Genomic DNA, 21,403 nt, shown 5'->3' with positions numbered 1-21,403 from the left:
AACACAAGGAAGCTCAGGTTAGCGATCTCCGGTGCAGAACACAATCCCTATTTTTGCGGGGAGAGCCTGCCGTTTTTGCGGCGCTTTCCTGCGGGTAATTTTCACCTGAAAGCGCTATGGTATAGCACAGAGCAACACCGATGGACGGAATATGAAGAGCAAGATTCTGGTCAGCGCCTGCCTGATGGGGTTTCAGGTGCGTTATAACGGCAGCGAAAAGGCCCAGCTTGCCGGGATGCTGGCGCGCTGGCAGCGCGATAACCGGCTGGTGATCCACTGCCCTGAGCTGGCCGCTGGTCTGCCAGTTCCGCGGCTTCCCGCAGAAATTGTCAGCGCCCAGGGAGCCGAGGTGATGCGGGGCCGTGCGCAGATTGTTGAAAGCAACGGTCAGGATGTCACGGCGCATTATCAGCTTGCCGCCTGGCTGGCTTTGCAGGCCGCCCAGGAATCCGGTTGCGACGCCGCGCTGTTAACCGACGGTAGCCCAACCTGCGGCAGCCAGTTTATCTATGATGGTACCTTTAGCGGACAGCAAAAACCGGGCTCAGGCGTGGCCGCAGCCCTGCTGCGCGAGCACGGTATTACGGTTTTTTCCGACGGGCAGGTTCCGCAACTCCTCGCCTGGATGACAGCAAGAGAGCACAGCAATGATCCACTGTAAACGGGTATACGATCCGGCAGACCCCAGCGATGGCTATCGTGTGCTGGTGGACCGACTCTGGCCACGCGGGATCAAAAAAGAGGCCCTGCTGCACGATGAGTGGTGTAAAACGCTAACCCCGTCCGCGGCGTTGCGTAAAGCGCTGCACGGCGGGGCTATCGACTTTAACCATTTCAGTCAGCAATATCGCGAAGAACTCGACGCCCAGCGTGACGAGGGATTACGCCTTGCCACGCTGGCTCGCCAGCAGCCGCTAACCTTGCTGTATAGCGCCAAAGATACCCGGCAAAACCATGCGCTGGTGCTGGCCCAGTGGCTGGAGACGCTGGCCTGAAAGCGGTTTATCAGGATTTGGTGGGATGATCGCGACGCCAGAGCGCCCATTCGTCGATCGTTTCACCACTCGGTAGTTTACAGTCTGAACGCGCGCCCTGAGGGGTTTGTACCGGGATCAACGTTCCCCCTTTCTGCGTACAGCAAACGGCTGCCGGGTTGGCCATACCAATCTGTTGCGGCGGTGGCGGAGCATCCTGTTGCTGAGCACAGCCAGCCAGGATCAGCGGCAGCATAATCGTCATCCACTTCATGTCTGTTCCTTCTTTGCACAGAGCGCGTATACCCAAAATAACTCGAGTTGCTTGTAGGCGGCAAGGCCGTAAATCCCCAGGAGCTTACTCAAGTAAGTGACTGGGGTGAACGGGTGCAGCCAACCCCCAAGCAATTTAAAGGATGACGGGTATATTCGCCCTGATTCTTCATGGTTTCTCCATTTTACCTACACTTTTGCCCGGTAGAGTAGCCCTTGTTCTCGAACTGACCAGAGAACAGATCATTCCATAATCAATGAGTTTTTCCCCGTCGCCCCCGACGGGGCTTTTTTGAATTTAATAAATTGAAATAAAAGGATTTATTTCAAAAGTGTCCACATATCGACCACATTGACAAGAATAGCCCCCTCTCCAGGGGGCTATTTTTATACCGCAAGACTAAGTTGACTGTTCCCGTAATGAGAAGCCGGGAAAGCGTCGCTGGGGATAAAACCTGGCGGCAAAGGATCTGTACTAGTTGAGCGCTTTGTTACCCTGCGCTCTACGGTGTTCAGCGTCGTGAATGACTCGCTGCATTCCAGATTCTGGCATTGATGGTATTGCCGGATGGTGAACTCGCTTAACCGGCGGCTGGTGCGGGTGCGGGCGTTTGCGCCGCAGTAGGGACAAACAAACATGATGATCTCCCATAGGGAGTTGAACTCATGCCTATTATGAACGTTACTGTTCAGTTTCTGCAATCCAGTCGCTTATTTTCGCCTCAAGCTCCATTTTCGTGGTAAATCCGTTATCACCGACATCATGTTCTGCCCTGGCAATAATCCAGTCCTGGGAATCTATTTCAGACTTAAAACCCGACACGTTCAGATGCATCCCCGGATATAAATCAGCACGTCCTCGCGCCAGGGTGATGGAGAATTGCGCGGCCCCTTTCTGGAGCTGGATCCATTTTGCCGCTGCTGCGCGCCTGGCCGCCGTTTCGTTCTGATAGGTTTTACGCAAAACATACACATTACCTTCAGCGCCCTCCATGTAATCCCCCTCCGGCCGGCTGCTTTTCTCCTCAGCCTTTTTTCTGGCAGTATTTGTTTTACGCTTAGTGACCTTGACCGGTTTTTTCTTGCCGAAATTAAGATCCAGCCAGTACGCCCGCACGCCGGTGTAAGCATCGCGATCGGCAATGCGGAACCTGTGACGATCTCCGCTGGCACGGGTTATCTCAGCCGATGGCAGCGCCCTACCGGATGCACTGACGCCTCCCCCAGGCAGGATAAACAGCAGACAGCCATTTTTCACGGTGGCAATGGCCCCCAGCATCTCCGCCATGCGCGTTAAAAACGACATGTCGCTCTCTTCGGTCTGATCTGCATGGTCGATCTCAATGCCGATCAGGGCCTCGCTAATCATCGGCTTCAGGTCATAACGCCGGGCTATAGCCGATACCACCCGCTCTACCGTAACATCATGCCAGGACACTTCACGCCTGACGTTCATCTCTTCGCGAAAATCTGCGCTGTGCGCGGTGATGTCGATAACATCCGGCGGCCCGCTATGCCCCACCTCGTCAACAGTGTAGAGACCTTTATAGATCAACGCCTCACCCAGCCAGCCGATGGACACCGCCAGCTCCGCACCACGTGGGGGTAAATCTGTTACCCCGTCAGAGTCATCTACTGACAGGGTTAGCTGGTCAGCATCAAAACCGTTGTTATCCGTGATGGTGAGCGCCGTAATGCGCCCTGCCAGCTCGGCGAGCAAAAACCCACCCAGCGTGATACTAAAATCAGGCTTTTTTACCGCATCACGTAACGTTTCTGAATACGTCTCCGCCGCTGTTTTCAGTGTGTCTGCAATCGCCATAACGCCCCCGTTTTTTGCTGATGATTCCACGCCCGCGCGCGGGGCTGAATCCCTTTTTGTTGTCAGCGAACGGGCAGACCAGTAAGCGCGCGACGGCGACGGGCTGAACGTTGAATATTGCCCTGAACTCAAAGAGCAACATGATGGTGAACTTATGTCTGAAACTCGTTTTCATGGCGTCCGCTCACGCGAAACTACTGACCTGCAGCGGGCAATCAATGACATTGATTCCAGCGTGATCGGTATTGTCGCGATTGCTGATGACGCCGATCCCGACACTTTCCCACTGAATACACCGGTTTTACTGACGCGGGTGCGAAATGCGTTAGGTAAAGCCGGGCAGACCGGCTCCCTCTACAAAACCCTTAAGGCCATTTCCGATCAGTGCAGCCCGCGCGTCGTGGTAGTCCGGGTGAAAGAGGCTGCCGGTGACGGAGCCAGCCAGTCTCAGGCCATTATTGGCGGGACGGATGGTGACAGCTATACCGGCATGTATGCCCTGCTGACGGCGGAAGCTAAAACCGGCTATCGTCCGCGCATCCTGGCGGTACCGGACTACGACACAGCAGAGGTGACATCACAGCTTTGCGTGATTGCCCAGAATCTGCGTGCTTTTGTTTATGCCAGTTGTCAGGGATGCAACACCGTGGCGGAAGCTAAAGCCTATCGGACAACCTTTGCTTATCGCGAACTCATGCTGATCTGGCCGGACTGGATCGCCTACAATCCGGTGACCGATGACAATGAAACGTTTCCTGCACCGGCTTATGCCTGTGGATTACGTGCCGCTATCGATAACAGTCAGGGCTGGCATAAATCACTGTCGAACGTAGTAGTGAATAACGTACTGGGTATTTCGAAGGATGTTTTCTGGGCATTACAGGCAGAAGACAGCGACGCCAACGAGCTGAACAACAATGAGATCACGACGCTTATCAAGCGCGACGGATTCCGTTTCTGGGGTAACCGCACCACCGACACCGAAACCTACACCTTCGAGGTGTTTACCCGTACCGCACAGATCCTGGCGGACAGTATTGCAGAAGCCCAGTTTACCTCTGTTGATGATCCACTGACTCCGGCCAACGTGAAAGACGTGGTGAGTGGCATCCGCGCAGCGCTAAACAAAAAAGTCACTGCAGGCCAGCTTATCGGTGCTGACTGCTGGTATGACACGCTGGACAACGGCACCACAGATTTACGTCAGGGTAAACTGATTGTCCGCTACAGCTATAGCCCGGTCCCGCCACTCGAAGATCTGACGCTCTACCAGACCTTTACTGATGATTTTTACGAACCGGCGTTCGCGTCACTCGGGGGTGAATAATGGCTGTTCCTCATAAACTGCGGCTTTTCAGCTGCTTCGTTAATGGTGATAACTACCTGGGCAAAGTGACTTCCTTCACCCGGCCAAAACTATCACGAAAAATCGAGGATTATCAGGGCGGCGGCATGCTGGGCGCGGTCGGGGTTGATCTCGGCTTTGATGCGGGTGCGCTGGATACCACGGTTGTTTTTGGTGGTGTTATCAAGGCTCTGTTTCTTGAATACGGTGCAGAAATTGACGGCACACGGCTGCGCTTTGCGGGCGAATACTTCACGGATGGTGAGAGCCAGCTTGTCGAGGTGGAGCTGCGCGGGCGGTTTACTGAACTCGACGGCGGAGATTCGAAACAGGGGGAAGATACGGAGGAAAGCTACACGTTTAAATCTACCTATTACAAGTTCTCGATTGATGATCAGCCCATTATCGAAATCGACCTGCTGAACTTCATCTACAAAAAGAACGGTCAGAACATGATCCCGGACCGCATCACTTCCGCCCTGGGCATGGGCAATTAATCACCTTTCAGGGGCGGCAATACTGCCGTCCGGAGATATCAGAGATGACCAAAAAAGCGAAAAATAATTTCACGCTGACTCAGCCAGTCGTACGTAAAGACAGCGAGATTAACCAAGTAGAAATCACCGGTGCAATAAGCCAGGCCGGATCGTTGCGCGGTCTGAACCTTATCCGGGTTGCCAATATGGATGCAGACTCCATCGCAACGCTGTTAACACGAGTCACCGCCCCTGTGCTGACGCAAAAAGAAATCAACGAAATGCACACTCTGGACTTTATCGGGCTGGCAGAGCTTCTGGTCCCTTTCTTGAATCCGCCGGAGCCTGGAGCGTCGAACATGGCGGAGACGGAGAGCGAGTAATCACCGTCGCGTTTGACCAGATCGATGATCTGGTTGCTGATATTGCCGTTATTTTTAACTGGCCGCCCTCTGAAGTTTTCGGCATGGATCTTGGCGAGGTGATAGCCTGGCGCAAACGGGCGGCGCTTCGAAGTGGTGCCAGTGATGAAGAGTCTTGATATACGCGTTGCTTTCAGCGCGATCGACAGATTTACCCGCCCCGTTAATGCTGCCCGCCAGAGTGCGGGCGGACTTTCCGACTCCCTCAGAAAAACACAATCCGCCCTGAAAGGACTCGATAAGAGCAGTGCCACTTTTCAGAGAATGACCGCGGCCGTCAGCAAAACCGACCGTTCCATCTCACGTGCCCGTGCCCGCTTTGATGGCTTGTCTGAAGCGCAACGCAAAAACGGAACGCTGACGGAAAAACAGCAGGTATTGATGACCCGGTTGGGTGAGCGTCTCGACCGACTGACTGCAAAACGCGTGACGGAAGTGGCCCGCCTCCGTGAGAGTGCATCAGCCCTGCGCCAGCATGGCGTCATGCTTTCCGGTAGTAGCGCCACTATCGGTAATGCGATACGACGAACCGATCAACTTAGTCAGTCACTTGAACGAGAAAAGCGCCAGCTGGCTGCGGTGACCATGGCCCGCAAACGCTATGAAGCTGCGCAGCAGACCGCCGGGAAGCTGCGATCCGGTGGAGCGATGGCCGTCGCTACGGCTACTGCGGCCGGATATGGTGCCGGGCGTTTCCTGTCGCCTGCAGTGGGTTTTGATGAGGAAATGTCAAACGTCCAGGCGCTGACGCGGCTTGATAAAAGCGATTCGCAGCTGGCCGCCTTACGTGCTCAGGCTAAAAAACTTGGCGCTGAAACAGCCTTCACTACACGTGACGCCGCCAGCGGCCAGGCCTTTCTGGCGATGGCTGGCTTTACGCCTGATGCTATCCGTGCAGCGCTGCCAGGCGTGCTTAACATGGCACTGGCGGGCAGTATGGAGCTGGGCGAAACAGCAGACATCGGCTCAAATATTCTTTCTCAATTTTCCCTCGATGCCGGAGAAATGGACCGCGTCAGCGATGTGCTGACAGGTACATTTACCCGCACCAATACCACGCTTAGCAGCCTCGGCGAAACAATGAAAGTTGTCGGACCGGTAGCGGCAGGACTTGGGATTAGCCTGGAAGAAGCTGCGGCTATGACTGGCACACTGGCGCGGGTGGGGATCCGTGGCAGCGAAGCCGGGACGGCAATGCGTCGCTCGCTCTCCCGACTGGCCTCCCCTACAACGGCAGCAAAGAGAGCGCTTAAAGAGCTGGGTGTAGAAACTGCCGACGCAAGCGGAAAGATGCGCCGCCCGTTCGATATCCTTCTCAATCTGCAAAAGCGTGTCTCTCGTTTCGGTGATGTGGATCAGGTTTCATTTTTCAAAGACATCGCCGGTGAGGAAGGTTTTACCGGCCTTCAGTCTCTGGTCAAAGGAGCTGGTGACGGCTACCTTCAGTCACTCTACGAACAAATCGCTGAAACCCATAAAAACCAGGAAGCGCTCGCCGTCGCTAACAAGAAGAAAGACAACCTTGGCGGTGACCTGAAAGAGCTGGACAGCGCCTGGGAGGCGTTTCGCATCGCTGTGGCAGAAACAGTAGACGGTCCATTGCGAGGACTGACACAGGGGCTTGGCAGCGTTATCGGCAATATTAAAAGCTGGGTAGAAGAAAATCCCCGACTCTCACGGACGTTGTTACTGGCCGGCGGTACCGCGCTGGCGTTGACCGCCGTCATTGGTGGCTTGTCACTGGCTGCTGGTCTACTTTTGGGGCCGCTTGCAAAACTCAGGCTGGGGTTTGCGTTGCTGTCCGGTGGGAGCGGCATCGTAGGTACGGTATCAGCGTTCCGCATATTGAGTGCTGTGGGCGGCAGTTCACTGGCAAAAATTAGCGGATGGGGTGCTTTACTCGGCGGTGTGTCTGGGCGCGCCAGCGTATTAACCAGAATGATGGTACCACTGCGCAGTGCGTTATTTGGCGCCTTTGCCTCTCCGGGGGCGGCTATCAGCACCCTGTCAAAAAGCATTGGCGGGCTGGCGCTGCGGCTAACCGGGATCCCTGCTCTGCTCGGCATCGTGAAAGGTGGAATTGCCACGCTGGGCGGTGGATTGTCCTTGCTGTTGAGCCCAATCGGTTTACTGGGCGCCGCGTTTGTGGCGGCTGGGGTACTGATCTGGAAATACTGGGGACCGATTAAAGCCTTCTTTAATGGTTTTTTTACCGGCGTTATACAGGGACTGGCGCCAGTTCGTAACGCATTTTCCCGGCTGGCGCCCGTTTTCGGGGCTATAGGGGATGGCGTCAAAAACGTCTGGAACTGGTTTAAAAAAGTATTAACACCCGTTGAGGAGAGTCGCGAGGCGCTGAACAAGTGCGCCAGCGCCGGGCAGACCTTTGGAGAGGTTCTGGGTGCTGCGCTTAGCGTACTGCTTTGGCCACTTCAGAAATTAATGGAAGGCGTTGGTTGGCTACTGGAAAAGCTCGATCTCATCCCCGACGGCATTGAAAGAGCCAGGCTGGAAGCAGCCAGGCTCCGGGCTATCCCTGTAATGTGGGAATGGGATGAAAAATCGGGGCGCATGGTCAAAAGGGAGTGGCAATGGTCCACTGAAAAGCCTGCAAGCAAAGGCAGTGTGCCACCGCCCAATGTACTCGGGGGTGACTCTGGAACAGAGCGGCGGCTGGGCCAAATCGCGGATAACACCAAAGGCCTTTTAGATGAGGAAAAGCGCAAACGTATCGGGCCGGGTGACATTGTATTTAAAAATCTCCCCCCGGCCTTTGCGGTGCGTGGTGAATGGCAGGAATCTCGGCTTGTTCGACAACCTGTTAGTGCTCGTCCGGTTATTGCTGCCGGAGAGCCATTGATTAAGCAGGCACCCGCCTGGCAGGCAGTCCGCCGAAATGAAATTAAGCGCCCGGCGGCTGCGGTGCCGGCAGATGGTTTTTCTGGTGAGATTCACGTCCATTTGCATGGCATCAAGAGCGACAATCCGCGCGAGCTGGCTCGACTTGTCGGGGAGGCTGTCCGTACAGAGATGGATAAACAACAACGCGCTGCCCGGGGTTCGTTCCGGGATAGCGATTGATTGGAGGCAAAACAATGATGATGGTATTCGGGCTTTTTGTATTTGAACTCAGGACACTGCCCTATCAGCAATTGCAGCTTTCCCGTAACTGGCGGCACGTTAAAAATGATCGTGTTGGCCGTAGCGCAAAATGGCAGTACGTTGGCGCCGGTGAGAACCAGCTGACGCTAGGCGGGTTGCTGTATCCCGAAATTACCGGCGGAAACCTGTCGTTAGGCGCCGTCTCCACGATGGCATACACCGGACTTGCCTGGCCGCTGATCGATGGCGTTGGCTCCATTTACGGAATGTATGTCATCACGGGTTTGCAGGAAACTCATCAGGAGTTTGATCGCTATGGTAAGGCGAAAAAAATCGAGTTCACACTCTCGTTGCAGAGGGTTGATGAAGATATCAGGGAGCAACTGCAAAGTGCATCTGTTAGTGAACTGATGGTAACGCTAAAAGAAGGTGCGGAGACTGCATTAAATGCAGCTCAGGAGGCGCTCGGCGATCTGACTTCCTGAGATGTAGCATGGTCATTTCTGTGTATTAGTTCAGACTTGATCAGACAGCTTTCTCTGGCGGCATATAATCAAGTCTAGCAGTCAGCGAGGAACGTACGCTGGTCTTTTACCTTCCGCACACTCGATCAATGGGCCTTTGAGCATGGTGTGGAACTATGGCTTATCCAGCCAGGTAAGCCAACGCAGAACGGATTTATTGAAAGTTTTAACGGACGCTTTCGCGATGAGTGTCTGAATGAACACTGGTTCAGCGATATTCTTCATGCCCGGAAAACGATTAATGACTGGCGGCAGGATTATAACGAGTGCCGTCCCCATTCATCGCTGGATTACCAGACACCAGCTGAATTCGCAACGGACTGGCGAAACAGGAAATATGAAGAAAAACCAACCGACATTGCTAACTGAAGGTTGTATCTAATCTTGGGGGCAGGTCATCCTCATCACACTTACAAAACCATTATTAACATAGCTTAAGTGCTAATCAAAATTGAGCCATTCACATTATATTAAATATAGCACCTTACTCAAGGTATCGTAATGCTTTGTTTTTAAACATAAATGTTTAGATTGAAAACTAAAAAATTTTAGTTGAAAATATTTGTGGTGTATGTAAAAAATGATAAAATAGTGATAAGGCGTAAGTTTGTAAAACACATGTTACATTTAAATGCTGATGAAAAAGCTTAGCGTTAATCAAAACAGGAGCAAGAAAATTGAAAGTTATTAGCTTAATCAATATGAAAGGAGGCGTTGGTAAGTCAACATTGGCTACCAATATTGCTAATCATCTTTCAGATAAACTTGGGCAAAAAATATTATTAATAGATATCGATCCACAATTTAACGCTACGCAATGTGTAATGGATACAGGCAAATATGTTGCACATATGAAAAGTGGAGGCGATAACATATGTGATATTTTTATAGTTCAAAAATTCGACTATCCACAATGACTGGTCCTTTAGTTAACACACCTAAGGAATTAACCGAAATAAAACCAATTCAATTAAATGATAATTTTCATATTATCCCTGGTAGCCTTGGGCTATATAAAATTGAAATGAAACCAGGGGAAGGGATAGAAAACAAGCTTAGACGCTTTCTTAAAATACATGAGAATGACTATGATTACGTTATAATTGATACTCCACCAACCCCATCAGTTTGGATGTCAAGCGCATTGATTGCATCTGATTATTATCTCATTCCAGCCAAACCCGACCCTCTTTCGATAACTGGTATCGATCTATTAGATAGTATTATAAATGAGAAGAGAGAAAACTTCGATCTTAAAATTGAATGTGCGGGCATAGTTTTTAATATGGTTGAAGGTAATAGTACTTTATATGAGGAAAGTCTTCGTTACTTCAGCAATCAAACACGTTGGCGTGATAAGATCTTTAAGTCATATTTGAGCAAACGCGCTGAGTTAGCAAGAAATCAAACAAGAGGCTTATTTATTAATAATTTAACGGATGAAGACATGAAGTTTTCGCTGTCTAAAATTGCTGATGAACTTCTCTCTAGAGTAGGTGACTTATGATTGACAAAAAATAAATTCAAAAGAAATTAAGCAACTATTAAACTTTTTAGAGGAATTCTCTTTTATTTCAAAAAAATTCTCAAGAATCAACTTTATTGAATTACTTCAAGATAGTTATATTGATAATTTAGAAGTTAACGAAAGAAACTCAAAGGCTAAAAATAATGATATTAAAGGTTTCCTTGTTGGGTATCTTCCTAGGATCTTGTTAGATAAAGACCTCTTCCAAAAGAATAAAGACATAGATGATTTTGCACGTATGTTAGGTATCGAAATCACCAGGCCTGAAAAAAGATCTAGAGAAGAAATGATTGGCATAATCGTGTGTGACGTTCACGAGAAAAACTCATCCGACTTAGGTAAGGCTTATAATGTTATCAATTCAATGTCAAATAACCCTCTAGTTTTGAGTAGAATAAAAGAGAGGAAGAACCTTTCTAGCGCAAAAAATGAGATTTATGACTGGAATGAAGTTATAAAAGATATATTTAATAAGGACTGACAATGTCTAGAGAACTAAACAGCGATTTCACTGAGTTAGTTACTTATTTTTCCGAATACAAATTAAAAAATGTATTCGAAAATAGCAACTCAAGAGGAAAAGTAAGCATGATACATAAGAGATATTATTCATTCATGTGTCTTGTTTATTGTTTGTATCATTTCTCTAGGGGGAAAATAGACGCCAACTTATTGGAGCGATTGCAAGAAGCTTCATCTGACCTTGGTACAACTATGTTTTTGGTTATAAATGGTGCATATAAACCAGCAAACCTAATGATGCGTAGCTGCATTGAAAATTCTTTAAAATCAATTGGTTGCTTACTAGATCCCTCAATACTTGAAGAAAAGTCATTGTTTAAGGTAATTGAACGAACTGGGGAACATCCTGTCTTCAAAAAAAACCCTCAACTATATGAAACTTTAAAAGCTGAATACGCTTCTTTATGCAGTCATGTACATACAGCAACTGTAAAAGAAATGGCTCACATAAAAGCTTTAAATGTTTTTCCCGAAATCGATTTGGTTAAAATAGATAATATTTCGAAGGTGATTGATAAAGTAACTAAAACTATGATATCAACTATCATATTAATTTTTCCTGATACTTTCTTTTCCTTTGCACTTGAGTATCGGGAAAAAATCCTCCTTAGCTTAACCTCTGCACAACGAGCCTCACTTCATTCCTTAAGTGATTAACTAATATGTATGACATAAAAACTATCCTATTGTGGTAGTTTTTATGTTCATCAAGATTACCATATCAGATATTATTGACGAATTTTAACTTTCATATTGATTTTACCATCTCTCACCTACTCTTGTAAGCATCCTCCCGCTACAAGCGGACCATGTGCATTTAGATATCTGACCTAACGTGCCATAACGCCGTAATGTCCGCTGCTGGCACAGAGCAGCCCATCAGATTAGGTTAAGTTCTGTGCTATAAATATATCAGTTCGAGTCTTAGTCAATGCAATTTATGACGGTAGTCGATACTGCAAACACGATCATTACTAACTTTTTTTATTCCGTGCGCTTCCACATCATCATTGAGACATACTCGTTGGTAACATCTATCGCTTTGTTGCTAGATTCCTTCAGGCCAGCCGAATCAATGTAGGTTCCTTCAGTGAGCGCCAACGGGCCGCTTTTCTGATTATCGGTACCGTGAGTAGTGCTGGGATCCCACGTGGCCCCGGGTGATCTGTCACCTGAACGATGCCAGTGGGGAGGCAGGTTATCAGCCTCGAGCTTTACCTCATTACTGCCGCCGGTCACACCATACTGAGAGCTAATCCGTACAACCCTTCCATCAAAGGTTTCACTTAAATCAGCCCATGTCTGCCAGGGGAAGCGATCCGCCGGGCTCTGTTCTCCTGAGATAACGATCCCGACATAAAAAATGGCGTCAACAATAGTCTTGTATCCGGCTCCATCGCTTCCCAGCCCCAGCGCCTTTAGCGCCTCAGATGGATTACTCAGATCGGACAGGTTTTTCTCTTTTTGCAGTGCGCCGGTGATGCGCGAGTCATTTCCTGCAGCTACCGTTCCCGCTTCTGTGCCAACATCTCGTGTCGCTGAGTTGCCCAGCTCCAGATTTTCCCGAGCCTCTTCAGCATCAGTTAGATCCGAGAGGTTCTGCTCGCGCCGCAAATAGCGTTTATCACCCGTTTCCTGCGTGATGGTGGCAAGTGCCGGATCGATAACCAGCTGCACATTTGAGCTATGCGTCAGTGTCAGCACCAGCGTCAGAATGATCTCTTTGATGATGGAATCTGATTGCGCCGGGAGGTATGTTGCTGGGTACGCGCCGTAAGCTATGAGCGTTCCCTTAGCGCTGACCAGCCCAGCCTCTCTGAGTGTCTTACCCGGATAATCCTGGCAATTGATAACAATCTGACCGCTGATAAACCCCTCATCGCTTGAATCAGAATCAAAGGTTTCACGGCCAAACTGACCAAAAAGCGCCGTGACCGCCGCCAGGTCATCGGGTTCGGACGGCAAAGCCACGCCACCGCCATCGCCGATAAGCACAGCGGTAATATCCACAACCTCTCCCGCCTGATACGCGGCCTCGATTTCAGCGGCACCCGCCGTGGTTAGTGTCAGTCCTGCGGCCATTATGCCTCCTCATTTTTTATCGCTGGCTCAATGCCGTACACTCCGCCAAGGCGGTCATAAAAATCATCACTGACGGTCCTGCGTTCAGCATCAATATCGCCTTCATCAAGAGAAATCACGCCAGCAGCCTGGAGCCTGTTCAGGTGCTCAAGGAAAAACGCATCGGTCTGGCAAAAGTCGATCAGGCTTTTTAGTTCATTAAATGTCTTCATAATTTATTCGTTATCCAGTTGCCGGGTAAATCGTCGTAATCGTCGAGATCTGCGCATGAATAAAACGCGTAATAATGCGCGGTGACATTCGGCACCTTACCCATAAATACCAGCCCTTTGCCGGTCAGCAATGCGCAGCTCCTGAATATTGCAGTGGTAGTGACAATCGCCGGGTAACTCTCAAGATTGAATATCGTATTGATGTCACTGCGTAATGACGAACAGCCGTCAAACAGATAACCCACCGTCGTCACCTCCGTGGTGTTGAGTAATCCAGCTCCGACGATTTCCAGCGCTAGACAGTCCGCAAACACATTGGTAAATACTGTGGCATTTACGCTTGCGGCAAAAAGGCCGGCTGGCACTGAGCGCAGATTTTTACAGCCCCTGAAGGTCTGGCCGTATGCAGTCACCAGCGGGTTGCCGCTGAACAGGTTTTCCGGTATTTCCGCCACGCCGGTGTTCTGGAACGTCGCGCCAAACGCGGTGATAAGTGGGCAAGATGCAAACAGCATAGGCGGAATCTCCGCCAGTGAACTGCAGTCGTAGAACGTTGATCCGGCGCTGGTCAGCAGGGTGTTTTGTTCCAGTAAATCTGCAGGCACTACCGCCAGCGCGGTACAGCCGGAGAACGTCAGCGTTAACGAAGTGAGATTGACGCAACCCGCAAGCAGGCCGGATGGCAGCGCGATCAGTGCGCTACAGTCCTGGAATGTGGAACCCATGCCTTTCAGGGATACCATGTCGCTGAACAGTTCTTTCGGTAGCCCGGCCAGCGCAGAGCACTTATTGAACAGGTAATCGACGGCTGTCACTTTACCGCAACCAGCAAACATATCTCCCGCGAGGGAAACCAGTGAGCGGCAGCCGGAGAAGGTGTAGCCCAGGCTGGTTAACGCGCTACATCCACGAAATGCCCCTTCGCCCACAGATACCAGAGAATGACAGTTCAGAAATGCATAAACGAATGTCGTCACCAGCGCTTTATCGGCAAAAGCGCCGGCCTCTACTTTGATAAGTGATTCGCAGTTGGCGAAAGCGTATGAGTAAGTGGTAACTTTCACACAGTCAGCAAAAGACGGAAGTGCCGTCAGGCTGCTGCAACCATAAAATACGCTGGCGAACGTTGTCGCACTGTCGCAACCGCTGAAAATATCATCGGCAACGGTCTCAAGGGTGCGGCAGCTGTAAAATGCGGAGGCGAATGTTTGCGCCAGGCTGCACCCGGCAAACAAGCCCGCGCCGACGGTTTTCAGTGAACTACAACCAGAAAATACCGTCCCGAAATATGTCACTTTTGACAGGCCAGCAAACAATTCAACGGGAACAGCCAGGAGCTGTGAGCAGCCGCTAAACGCGCCGCCAAAATGACTCGCCTCAGAGCAGGCATGAAACAGGCTGGCAGGTAATTCTGTCAGCGCTGCGCAATTCTGGAATACACCTGTGAAAATGCCTCCCGGAACATCAGCGAACATGTCGCCACGCAACACCAGAAGGTAGCGGCAGCCCCTGAAGCAGTACGAAAAAGATGTGGCTGAAACGCACCCTTTAAATACCCCGGACCCGACACTTAACAGCGCCGTGCAGCCATCAAATGCACTGTTAAAACTGACCGCAGATGTGCAGCCACTGAAGGTACTATTTCCGGTACTGGTGAGAGCGGTGCATTTTTCGAAAACAGAGATAAAGTGCGCCACTGCAGCCAGGCCGCTAAACAGCCCGTCAGGGAGGATACCCAGTGCTGTACAGCCGTAGAATGCAGATGTGAAATCTGTGGCAGCAGTAAGACGTGAGAACAGCTCCGACGGTAATTCTTCCAGAGAGGTGCAATCCCTGAACAGGGACGTGCAGCTCTGCACTTTCGGAAGATCATCAAACGCCCCGGTATGCACTCTGACAAGCCCTGTCGCGCCTGAAGCAAAGGAGGTGAGATTATCCCGGTTCCCGGTGACATAAATAATTTCACGGACGGTGTTCAGCGTCACGGAGACGTTCCCGATAGCCCGCTGAAAGCTGGCGGTTTCGGTATTCTTGACCGTTACTGTGTATTCCCTGCCCTCCTCCAGTTCACGGGTCGGAACAACCCAGCCATAAGTGGCACTGGCCGGGTCGAGGCGATACTCCCGGCTGTCGATTCCGTCTCCATAATCAACGGTGAAATCCTCATCCATGCGGACAAAGAACAGCGGACGGTTTGCATTATCGATGCTAGTGACGAACTTCATCACTGCAACCACTTTCACGCCGATCGTCGCGCTAACGCCGTTAGTTGTGGTGACGGTGACCGAGCAGCTTCCCCGCTTCACGGCCATGACCACAATGGCGCCATCGACAATCCGGGCGGTCGCAATTGTTTTGTCCGACGTGGTTACCGTAAACGTTTTATCTTCTGCGTATTCAGGGAGGATGGTCACCGTGACTGTTTCCGAGTCACCGGGGGCCAGATTTAGCTCGTCGCGGGATAAAATCACCTGCAACGGGACAAAGCGCGGCGTGATTTTCTCTGTGGCATACATGTAACCGGCCACATATGAGGTTCCCTGAAGTCGGCCAAATACATGCACGGAAAACCAGCTGCGCAGGTTTCTGGCACGCAGCACCGCGATTTTCAGATCCTGCTGGTCGTATTCCGTCACCGGTAAATCATTCTGATGTACATTCAGCCGGAAGGTGTACGGATCTCCCTTCGGATTCTGGTTGAACCATTCGACAATGTCCGTACCGAAAGGGCTGTCCACCAGGGCATGGCGGACGGCGGCAACCGTACCGCGATGGCGGTGAATGTAGTGCGCGCGCTTGATCGCATCGCGTTTCTTTTGTTCTGACCAGTCAATATTCCAGGTATCAACCTGATATTCCCACGCCAGCCACGGCAGGAGCGCCAGCGGGCAGCTGTCGGGATCTTTCACCCAGCGGATCAGATGTACTGGCAGACTCGCCAGCGCTGCAGCGCTGGCCCTGTCAATGGCCCGCTCTACGGCGGTGCCGTTAGGTGGCAGAATGCTGGCGGGATAATTAGCGGTCATGGTCCATCACCACAAGGTTTATTTTGACGGAGGTGCAATGAGGCACTTCTCCCATCGTCGCCACGACGTCGGCGGCAGGTGAATGCAAATCGACGGTAACAACGCCATCCTGATGCAGCGCCCCATCTATGCCCGACCGTGCAGCGGTGGCGTTGATGAGATGCACAGAGGCGGTGTATTCGTTCAGTGCTGCGGTGGCATTTTCCAGCACCGTGGCAGTGTCCACGCCATAAGGGACATAAATATCAGCGACCACCTGATAATTCACAATCACAGCGGAGCGGACATAATCGGCCACATAATCCGTAATCGGACGCACGTCTTCCGGGTTCACCGCTGCCAGCACTTTATCAAGCAGAGCCTGCGGGGCGGTCCCATCTCCGGTACGTGACAACACGTAGAGGAAAACTCGGCCCTCCTGGTCATGCGTCTCCGGGCCATAGGCGCGCACGTCGAGCACATCCGCATCAGCTCCCAGTGCAAAATAGTGATAGGCATTTCGGGCACCAGCCGTGCTCAGGCGTGCCCATGAGAGCAGCGTGCGGGCGCGTAAGGCCTCATCGCTTTCGTATTCAGCGTCCGCCTCGTCAGTGGCTTCGGTAATCAGCAGGCGTTCAGTGTCAAAATTACCCGCGACCTGATCGAGATCCGCTCCCAGAGCGCTCGAAAGCAGCACCGCGCGCACGGCCTCATTGATACGTTGCAGCAGATGGATCTCGCGGTAGGTGAACGCCTGCGCCAGTGCAGCCATCGGTTCAGATTCCAGCAGTAGCGCAGCAGAAACAGAAGCCTGTTGTTCCGTAGGCATCGCCGCGACAATGAGCGCCTGAACATCTGCCAGCACGGTTTCAAAATCCGGCACCTCGACGATATCAGGCTGCGGTATCTGAGATAAATCGACCGATGTTTGCACGCTAGCTCCTTAGACTGATGGTGTTGCTGGTTTCTGTCATGGTTTCGGTGATTGTGCCGGTCAGTTCAGCGGTGACGGCGCCGGTCTCGGAAAACACCACATTGACGGTGGTCAGGCTGATCCGCGGCTCCCACTGTGCCAGCGCAATGGCGGTGGCGCCCATCAGCTGCATGCGGGTGACGGTGTTCTGTGGCGCATCGAGTAAATCAGGTACCACGCTGCCAAACTCCCGGCGCATCACACGGGAGCCTGTCGGCGTGGTGAGGATTTTTGTCACGGACTGCCAGAGCTGATCGTGATCGGTCAGCACGCCGGAGCCCTCCGGATTCATACCGGTGTAACTGGCTGTCATCGCGTTCCCTCCGTCCAGCTTCCGCCGGTCTGGACCTTGCCATGACCATGGCTGTCAACCTGGACACCATTGGACGTTAACGCGCCGTTGCTGTGGGTCATATCACCGGCCATCGTCCCGCCATGGGTCAGCTCAAATGTCCGTGTTTTGAGGTGGCTGGTACACTCCACCTCCGGCGTATCCAGCGTGACGCGGCTCTCTGCCTGGATAAACGCGGTTTTAATACCGGTCACGGCCAGCGCTCCGGCATCGTCAGCAGCGTCGTAATGCAGGCGCGCGCCATCCGGTGCGGTGATGCTGATTTCCAGCAGACTGCTACCCGTCGCCGGGTTGTCTGCACTGTATGCCGAACCAATCACAAACGCGTTTTCAGGGTTGCCGCCAGGACAACCAATCCAGACTTGCTCCCCGATAGAGGGAGGCAACCAGATTGTGAATGCTCCTGCACGAGTGACGTTCCAGCGGATCCAGGTGGTCAGCAGTCTGCCTGAGCGAACGCGCACTGCTTTTGCATCCGCACTGATTTGCTCAACCACGCCCAGACGCAGAATGTTTTCCAGCAGGCGAAATAAATCGGTATTCATGACGCACCGCCCAGGCTGCCGATCACGGCGTTTTCCGTTGCGGTCATATCGGCTAGCGTCATGCCCAGCAGCTCACGTGCGGGGTACTGCGCATAAGCGCCAGGACCTGCTTCATCTTTGAGGCCGTACTGGTGAATGCGGGCAATACGTGCGGCGATGCCATCAAATCCCACCGTAACGCCGCCCGCGTCCGGTCTGACTTTCATAAACCGCAGCGTGCGCAGGCGGGTAAACATCGGTGCTTTTTTTGTCTCCGTCTGTGTCGTTGACTGGGTTTTGATTTCCAGATAGCGCTCGATATCAGCCCGGTAAAATGTACGGACATCCCGGCGTTTCTCGTCAAAACCCGTGATCGTCTGCCCGTATTTACCGCGTCCACCGCGCCAGTTTTTCAGCACCCGGACTTCGTTATTCCAGAAGAACTTAATCCCCTGCTGGGTGCGGTAAACCTTGCGACGGCGTGCCGTATAGCCGCTGCCGTCCGGGTTTTTCTGTGACGCGATGCGGCGCTGCTGACTTCTGCGCACTGCCAGGCCAATTTTGCGCGCGGTGTGGGTGCGCCCCGCCGGGCTTACGCCGTCGAGGATCTCCTGAAAAATCCGGTCCAGTTCGCTGAACATCCGATCGCTCACGCTCCAGCCTCCTGAAGCATGCCTTCAAATACCAGCTCCCAGCCCGTTGCGTGAGGCGTCAGTACTCGCGGGCGCGGCTCCGGCAAATGCTCGGCATATGGCACACCGTTTTCATCCAGCTGCACCAGTACCCGCTGGCGAACCGGTAGCTCAAACATCAAATCAGCGGTATCGTCGCTGTTAATCAGCGTGGTGAACTTTATCTGCTGGTTTTTATCCGGGTTCAGCAGCAGATCGGGCTGATTGAACCACAGCCAGGCCATCAACGGTAACGTGAAGTCATCAATGCTCCCGGCGTAGTTCATCACGAATAGCACCAGGGAATAGCGATACATGAAAGATGGCGTTTCACCGGTGGTTTCAATGCCGCCCTCTTCAACGAACACCGTCCAGGCTTCCGGGTTCGCCCGGCACCAGGTATTTGCCTTCTCGATCGCGGCGCGCAGCGTGTTTATCTTCAGCATTTATGGCTCCTTACGGGGGATCTGGCGCAGCGTGTCCCACTGGCGGATCGCGGCTTTATCGGCATTGCAGGAATCAAGCGCATCAAGCAGCCGATCGCTGAATATTGCTACCGCGCCCCATGTCACCGGCTCATCCAGCGCCGGGGTCGGCGTCTCGTCGGTCAGGCTCTCCGGTACGGGTTCACGGAGCAGCTGTATGATCGGTGCGGGTGGCGCGGTTTTGCAGGCTGTGGCTGACAGCGTCAGGCACAACAGAAACAGCGCATGTGTCACCGCTGATCGCTGTTCGCATCTCTTCACGTCGGCGCTCTCCTTCGTCGTTACGCTGCTGATCGCGGGCTTTTAGTTCCGCCAGTAATTTATGAGTCTGTAAGGTGGTCGCCTTCACTTCCTCGATAACCTGGCCGTATCCGATTGCTGTTTCGGTCAGCAGCTTGTTGCGGGTGCGGATCTCGCTCAGGCTGTCGGTCTGCCACCAGACGATGACAAGAAGAACAAGCACGGCAACGGCATAAGCGGCCTTCATGGCAAGGCACCCGCACCCAGCAGACACCAGGCTGTAAAGTCGGTCCGTCGGTTAACTAGACCTGTGGAGCGTTTCCCCCCGACATTGACAAAATCAGTCAGCCTGTAGCACATCAGCGGCCATTGTCTGGCCTGCGCGTGCTTCCAGATTGTCGTTCTCTGTTTGCGACCGTTTTTATCGGTAAACCACATCAGCCCGGAACATCCCAGATTGAGCGCAGCATCCGTCATGGCTTCAAAGGTGAACTGCGGCATGTCGGCGCCGTGGAAGTTGTTATTGATGCAGTTTTCTGCTCGCTGCAGATCGTTTATCCAGCGTCGGGCAATCTCCTGGCTGGTGTACTCGCGATTTTCCACGCCGCCGGTAGAGCCAATGCCAATAGTCAGCACCCCTGCAGTACAGTAGTAAGGCGTGCTGCGGCAGTCCTCCCAGGCAGCGATTTTCTGCTGACCTTCCGGCGATGTTCTGACGCTGCCGGGTGCCAGCGAAACGCCCAGCGCCACAATCACCGCAATCGAACACTTTTTGATGATGTTCTTCATGTCGGGTTGTCTCCGTGCAACTGCTCCAGCAGCTGCCGTTCGCGGTCCGACAGGTTGCGAGTTTCCGCCAGGTGCACAATCTGCTCGATCAATTCGTTACGGCGTTTGCTGGCCTGTTCAATGCGGCGGCGGTGAATCGCCAGCCGGGCGGCGGAAACCAGCCCAAGGAGAAGACCTGCCAGCGCCAGCTTTTCACTGACGGTCATCACACCCACGCCGGTCACCACGCCAGATGCCAGAAATGTGATGTATTCGTTTATGCGATCCAGGGTCATTCCCATAACTGGACGGTTGCCCGTTCCACCTCGCTGGTTATCACGGGCATTTCGATCTCCTGCCCGGCGTTCAAAAATATCTGGTTGCTCAGCCCCGGATTGGCTTCGAGTACCTTCTCCGTGACGCCTGTGGTTTTGCCGTAATGGCGCCAGCAAAGCTGATCAACCGTGTCGTTTTGCAGCGCCCTGACTTTCATCAGAACAGCTCCGCATAAATACGGGCTTCTTCTCGAATGTCAGCGATGCTCCAGCGCCCGTCTCGCCAGAGATCGTCGATCTGCCGGTCCAGGGCTTCTGCATCCTTGTCACCCTTTGGTGTGGTACTAACGTCCCTGTATCCTTCCAGCACGCTGGCGCGCGTAAAGGAGTAGACCGCACGCCGGAAGCGGTAAACTTTTGCGCTTTCACCGTTAATCAGTTCGACGGGGTCACCGACAGACGTCAGCAGGACAGAGGCCAGTGATTCAGCACCTTCCGCCTCCCGTTGCCTGCGCCAGTCCTTCAGCTGGTCCGCAACATGCAGCGCGGCCTCAGTCGCCATGTGCATCAGCCGGGAGGTCGTAATATCCCCGGCGATGCGGGCAGCGAGGCGCAGATCGTGGAGTTTTACTGTCGGCCAGAATGTACTGACGGTGATCTGCGCGCCGCCGTCATCCACGTCCGTCACATCACTGTCGGCGGGTCTGACTGGACGCTGTGCGATAAAGCTCATCGACGTTTCTCCGGTAGATCAGGCGGTGGGCGTCCGGTAAAAAGACCGCATAACGGGCAGATCGCCGGGCGCGCCGCCTGTGGCGCGGGGCCAGT

The 21,403-nt window shown here is 52.6% G+C and carries 29 protein-coding genes and 1 pseudogene; 13 read left to right on the top strand and 17 right to left on the bottom strand.

What is annotated here, in order from left to right; translation table 11 throughout:
• Positions 1–151: 151 nt before the first annotated feature.
• Positions 152–661, top strand: a complete 510-nt coding sequence (locus ACMYSO_RS24540) for a DUF523 domain-containing protein (protein ID WP_434668621.1) — start codon at positions 152–154, stop codon at positions 659–661.
• On the top strand, positions 648–995 hold the full coding sequence (locus ACMYSO_RS24535; protein ID WP_434668620.1) for a DUF488 domain-containing protein: 348 nt from the start codon (positions 648–650) through the stop codon (positions 993–995). The genes ACMYSO_RS24540 and ACMYSO_RS24535 overlap by 14 nt, the downstream gene beginning before the upstream one ends.
• Before the next feature lie 10 nt (positions 996–1,005).
• On the opposite strand, the gene ACMYSO_RS24530 is transcribed toward ACMYSO_RS24535, so the two are convergent.
• From ACMYSO_RS24530 to ACMYSO_RS24520, 3 genes are all read right to left on the bottom strand, one after another.
• Complete coding sequence (locus ACMYSO_RS24530; protein ID WP_434668619.1) at positions 1,006–1,248, bottom strand: putative hemolysin; 243 nt, start codon at positions 1,246–1,248, stop codon at positions 1,006–1,008.
• Between the two features lie 386 nt (positions 1,249–1,634).
• Complete coding sequence (locus tag ACMYSO_RS24525) at positions 1,635–1,886, bottom strand: ogr/Delta-like zinc finger family protein (RefSeq protein ID WP_072051814.1); 252 nt, start codon at positions 1,884–1,886, stop codon at positions 1,635–1,637.
• 43 nt (positions 1,887–1,929) lie between these two features.
• Positions 1,930–3,069, bottom strand: a complete 1,140-nt coding sequence (locus tag ACMYSO_RS24520; protein WP_434668618.1) for a phage late control D family protein — start codon at positions 3,067–3,069, stop codon at positions 1,930–1,932.
• Between the two features lie 154 nt (positions 3,070–3,223).
• On the opposite strand from ACMYSO_RS24520, the gene ACMYSO_RS24515 reads away from it, so the two are divergent.
• The 11 genes and pseudogenes from ACMYSO_RS24515 (at position 3,224) to ACMYSO_RS24465 (ending at position 11,645) form a co-directional block, all read left to right on the top strand.
• Positions 3,224–4,396: a phage tail sheath subtilisin-like domain-containing protein gene (locus ACMYSO_RS24515; RefSeq protein WP_434668617.1), complete on the top strand. Its 1,173-nt coding sequence runs from the start codon at positions 3,224–3,226 to the stop codon at positions 4,394–4,396.
• Positions 4,396–4,911: a phage major tail tube protein gene (locus tag ACMYSO_RS24510; RefSeq protein WP_224256216.1), complete on the top strand. Its 516-nt coding sequence runs from the start codon at positions 4,396–4,398 to the stop codon at positions 4,909–4,911. The genes ACMYSO_RS24515 and ACMYSO_RS24510 overlap by 1 nt, the downstream gene beginning before the upstream one ends.
• A 44-nt stretch (positions 4,912–4,955) precedes the next feature.
• Positions 4,956–5,273, top strand: a complete 318-nt coding sequence (locus ACMYSO_RS24505) for a phage tail assembly protein (RefSeq protein ID WP_434668616.1) — start codon at positions 4,956–4,958, stop codon at positions 5,271–5,273.
• Entirely contained in the window at positions 5,273–5,431 is a 159-nt protein-coding gene (locus tag ACMYSO_RS24500; RefSeq protein WP_032440702.1) for a GpE family phage tail protein, read from the top strand. The genes ACMYSO_RS24505 and ACMYSO_RS24500 overlap by 1 nt, the downstream gene beginning before the upstream one ends.
• Positions 5,418–8,393, top strand: a complete 2,976-nt coding sequence (locus tag ACMYSO_RS24495) for a phage tail tape measure protein (protein WP_434670872.1) — start codon at positions 5,418–5,420, stop codon at positions 8,391–8,393. Before ACMYSO_RS24500 ends, ACMYSO_RS24495 begins: the two co-directional genes overlap by 14 nt.
• A 14-nt stretch (positions 8,394–8,407) precedes the next feature.
• Positions 8,408–8,899 (top strand): phage tail protein, encoded by a 492-nt coding sequence (locus tag ACMYSO_RS24490; RefSeq protein WP_434668615.1) that lies wholly within the window; start codon positions 8,408–8,410, stop codon positions 8,897–8,899.
• Between the two features lie 105 nt (positions 8,900–9,004).
• Positions 9,005–9,307: pseudogene (locus ACMYSO_RS24485) on the top strand (integrase core domain-containing protein); the annotation flags it as partial.
• 308 nt (positions 9,308–9,615) lie between these two features.
• Positions 9,616–9,855, top strand: coding sequence for a ParA family protein (locus ACMYSO_RS24480; RefSeq protein WP_434668614.1), 240 nt, complete (start codon positions 9,616–9,618; stop codon positions 9,853–9,855).
• The gene (locus tag ACMYSO_RS24475) at positions 9,852–10,445 is read left to right on the top strand and encodes a ParA family protein (RefSeq protein ID WP_434668613.1); all 594 of its coding nucleotides are present in this window, start codon (positions 9,852–9,854) and stop codon (positions 10,443–10,445) included. The genes ACMYSO_RS24480 and ACMYSO_RS24475 overlap by 4 nt, the downstream gene beginning before the upstream one ends.
• 205 nt (positions 10,446–10,650) lie before the next feature.
• A complete protein-coding gene (locus tag ACMYSO_RS24470; protein WP_434668612.1) occupies positions 10,651–10,947 on the top strand; it encodes a hypothetical protein in 297 nt (98 codons plus the stop codon).
• Positions 10,948–10,949: 2 nt separating this feature from the next.
• Complete coding sequence (locus tag ACMYSO_RS24465; RefSeq protein ID WP_434668611.1) at positions 10,950–11,645, top strand: hypothetical protein; 696 nt, start codon at positions 10,950–10,952, stop codon at positions 11,643–11,645.
• A gap of 327 nt (positions 11,646–11,972) precedes the next feature.
• Here the strand turns inward: ACMYSO_RS24465 and ACMYSO_RS24460 are convergent, their stop codons facing one another.
• From ACMYSO_RS24460 to ACMYSO_RS24395, 14 genes are read right to left on the bottom strand one after another with little or no spacing between them, the layout of a single operon-like run.
• A complete protein-coding gene (locus ACMYSO_RS24460) occupies positions 11,973–13,070 on the bottom strand; it encodes a phage tail-collar fiber domain-containing protein (RefSeq protein ID WP_434668610.1) in 1,098 nt (365 codons plus the stop codon).
• A complete protein-coding gene (locus tag ACMYSO_RS24455) occupies positions 13,070–13,282 on the bottom strand; it encodes a hypothetical protein (RefSeq protein ID WP_434668609.1) in 213 nt (70 codons plus the stop codon). Before ACMYSO_RS24455 ends, ACMYSO_RS24460 begins: the two co-directional genes overlap by 1 nt.
• Positions 13,279–16,308, bottom strand: coding sequence for a phage tail protein I (locus ACMYSO_RS24450; RefSeq protein WP_434668608.1), 3,030 nt, complete (start codon positions 16,306–16,308; stop codon positions 13,279–13,281). Before ACMYSO_RS24450 ends, ACMYSO_RS24455 begins: the two co-directional genes overlap by 4 nt.
• A complete protein-coding gene (locus ACMYSO_RS24445) occupies positions 16,298–17,221 on the bottom strand; it encodes a baseplate assembly protein (RefSeq protein ID WP_434668607.1) in 924 nt (307 codons plus the stop codon). The genes ACMYSO_RS24450 and ACMYSO_RS24445 overlap by 11 nt, the downstream gene beginning before the upstream one ends.
• A gap of 1 nt (position 17,222) precedes the next feature.
• A complete protein-coding gene (locus ACMYSO_RS24440; protein ID WP_434668606.1) occupies positions 17,223–17,573 on the bottom strand; it encodes a GPW/gp25 family protein in 351 nt (116 codons plus the stop codon).
• On the bottom strand, positions 17,570–18,157 hold the full coding sequence (locus ACMYSO_RS24435; protein WP_224256409.1) for a phage baseplate assembly protein V: 588 nt from the start codon (positions 18,155–18,157) through the stop codon (positions 17,570–17,572). The genes ACMYSO_RS24440 and ACMYSO_RS24435 overlap by 4 nt, the downstream gene beginning before the upstream one ends.
• Positions 18,154–18,789 carry a phage virion morphogenesis protein gene (locus tag ACMYSO_RS24430; protein ID WP_434668605.1) on the bottom strand — a complete coding sequence of 212 codons (636 nt, stop codon included), beginning with the start codon at positions 18,787–18,789 and terminating at the stop codon, positions 18,154–18,156. The genes ACMYSO_RS24435 and ACMYSO_RS24430 overlap by 4 nt, the downstream gene beginning before the upstream one ends.
• Entirely contained in the window at positions 18,786–19,253 is a 468-nt protein-coding gene (locus tag ACMYSO_RS24425) for a phage tail protein (protein WP_224256411.1), read from the bottom strand. Before ACMYSO_RS24425 ends, ACMYSO_RS24430 begins: the two co-directional genes overlap by 4 nt.
• Complete coding sequence (lysC, locus tag ACMYSO_RS24420) at positions 19,254–19,526, bottom strand: Rz1-like lysis system protein LysC (protein WP_434668604.1); 273 nt, start codon at positions 19,524–19,526, stop codon at positions 19,254–19,256.
• On the bottom strand, positions 19,435–19,779 hold the full coding sequence (locus ACMYSO_RS24415) for a DUF2570 domain-containing protein (RefSeq protein WP_434668603.1): 345 nt from the start codon (positions 19,777–19,779) through the stop codon (positions 19,435–19,437). The genes lysC and ACMYSO_RS24415 overlap by 92 nt, the downstream gene beginning before the upstream one ends.
• Positions 19,776–20,321: a lysozyme gene (locus ACMYSO_RS24410; protein ID WP_434668602.1), complete on the bottom strand. Its 546-nt coding sequence runs from the start codon at positions 20,319–20,321 to the stop codon at positions 19,776–19,778. The genes ACMYSO_RS24415 and ACMYSO_RS24410 overlap by 4 nt, the downstream gene beginning before the upstream one ends.
• Positions 20,318–20,602, bottom strand: a complete 285-nt coding sequence (locus ACMYSO_RS24405; protein ID WP_224256414.1) for a phage tail protein — start codon at positions 20,600–20,602, stop codon at positions 20,318–20,320. The genes ACMYSO_RS24410 and ACMYSO_RS24405 overlap by 4 nt, the downstream gene beginning before the upstream one ends.
• Positions 20,593–20,793 (bottom strand): tail protein X, encoded by a 201-nt coding sequence (locus tag ACMYSO_RS24400; RefSeq protein ID WP_224256415.1) that lies wholly within the window; start codon positions 20,791–20,793, stop codon positions 20,593–20,595. Before ACMYSO_RS24400 ends, ACMYSO_RS24405 begins: the two co-directional genes overlap by 10 nt.
• Positions 20,793–21,308: a head completion/stabilization protein gene (locus ACMYSO_RS24395; RefSeq protein WP_224256416.1), complete on the bottom strand. Its 516-nt coding sequence runs from the start codon at positions 21,306–21,308 to the stop codon at positions 20,793–20,795. The genes ACMYSO_RS24400 and ACMYSO_RS24395 overlap by 1 nt, the downstream gene beginning before the upstream one ends.
• Positions 21,309–21,403: the final 95 nt, after the last annotated feature.

The sequence above is a fragment of the Klebsiella sp. B345 genome, from assembly GCF_051131735.1.
Taxonomy (GTDB): domain Bacteria; phylum Pseudomonadota; class Gammaproteobacteria; order Enterobacterales; family Enterobacteriaceae; genus Klebsiella.
This window is presented reverse-complemented; position numbering and strand designations above follow the sequence as displayed.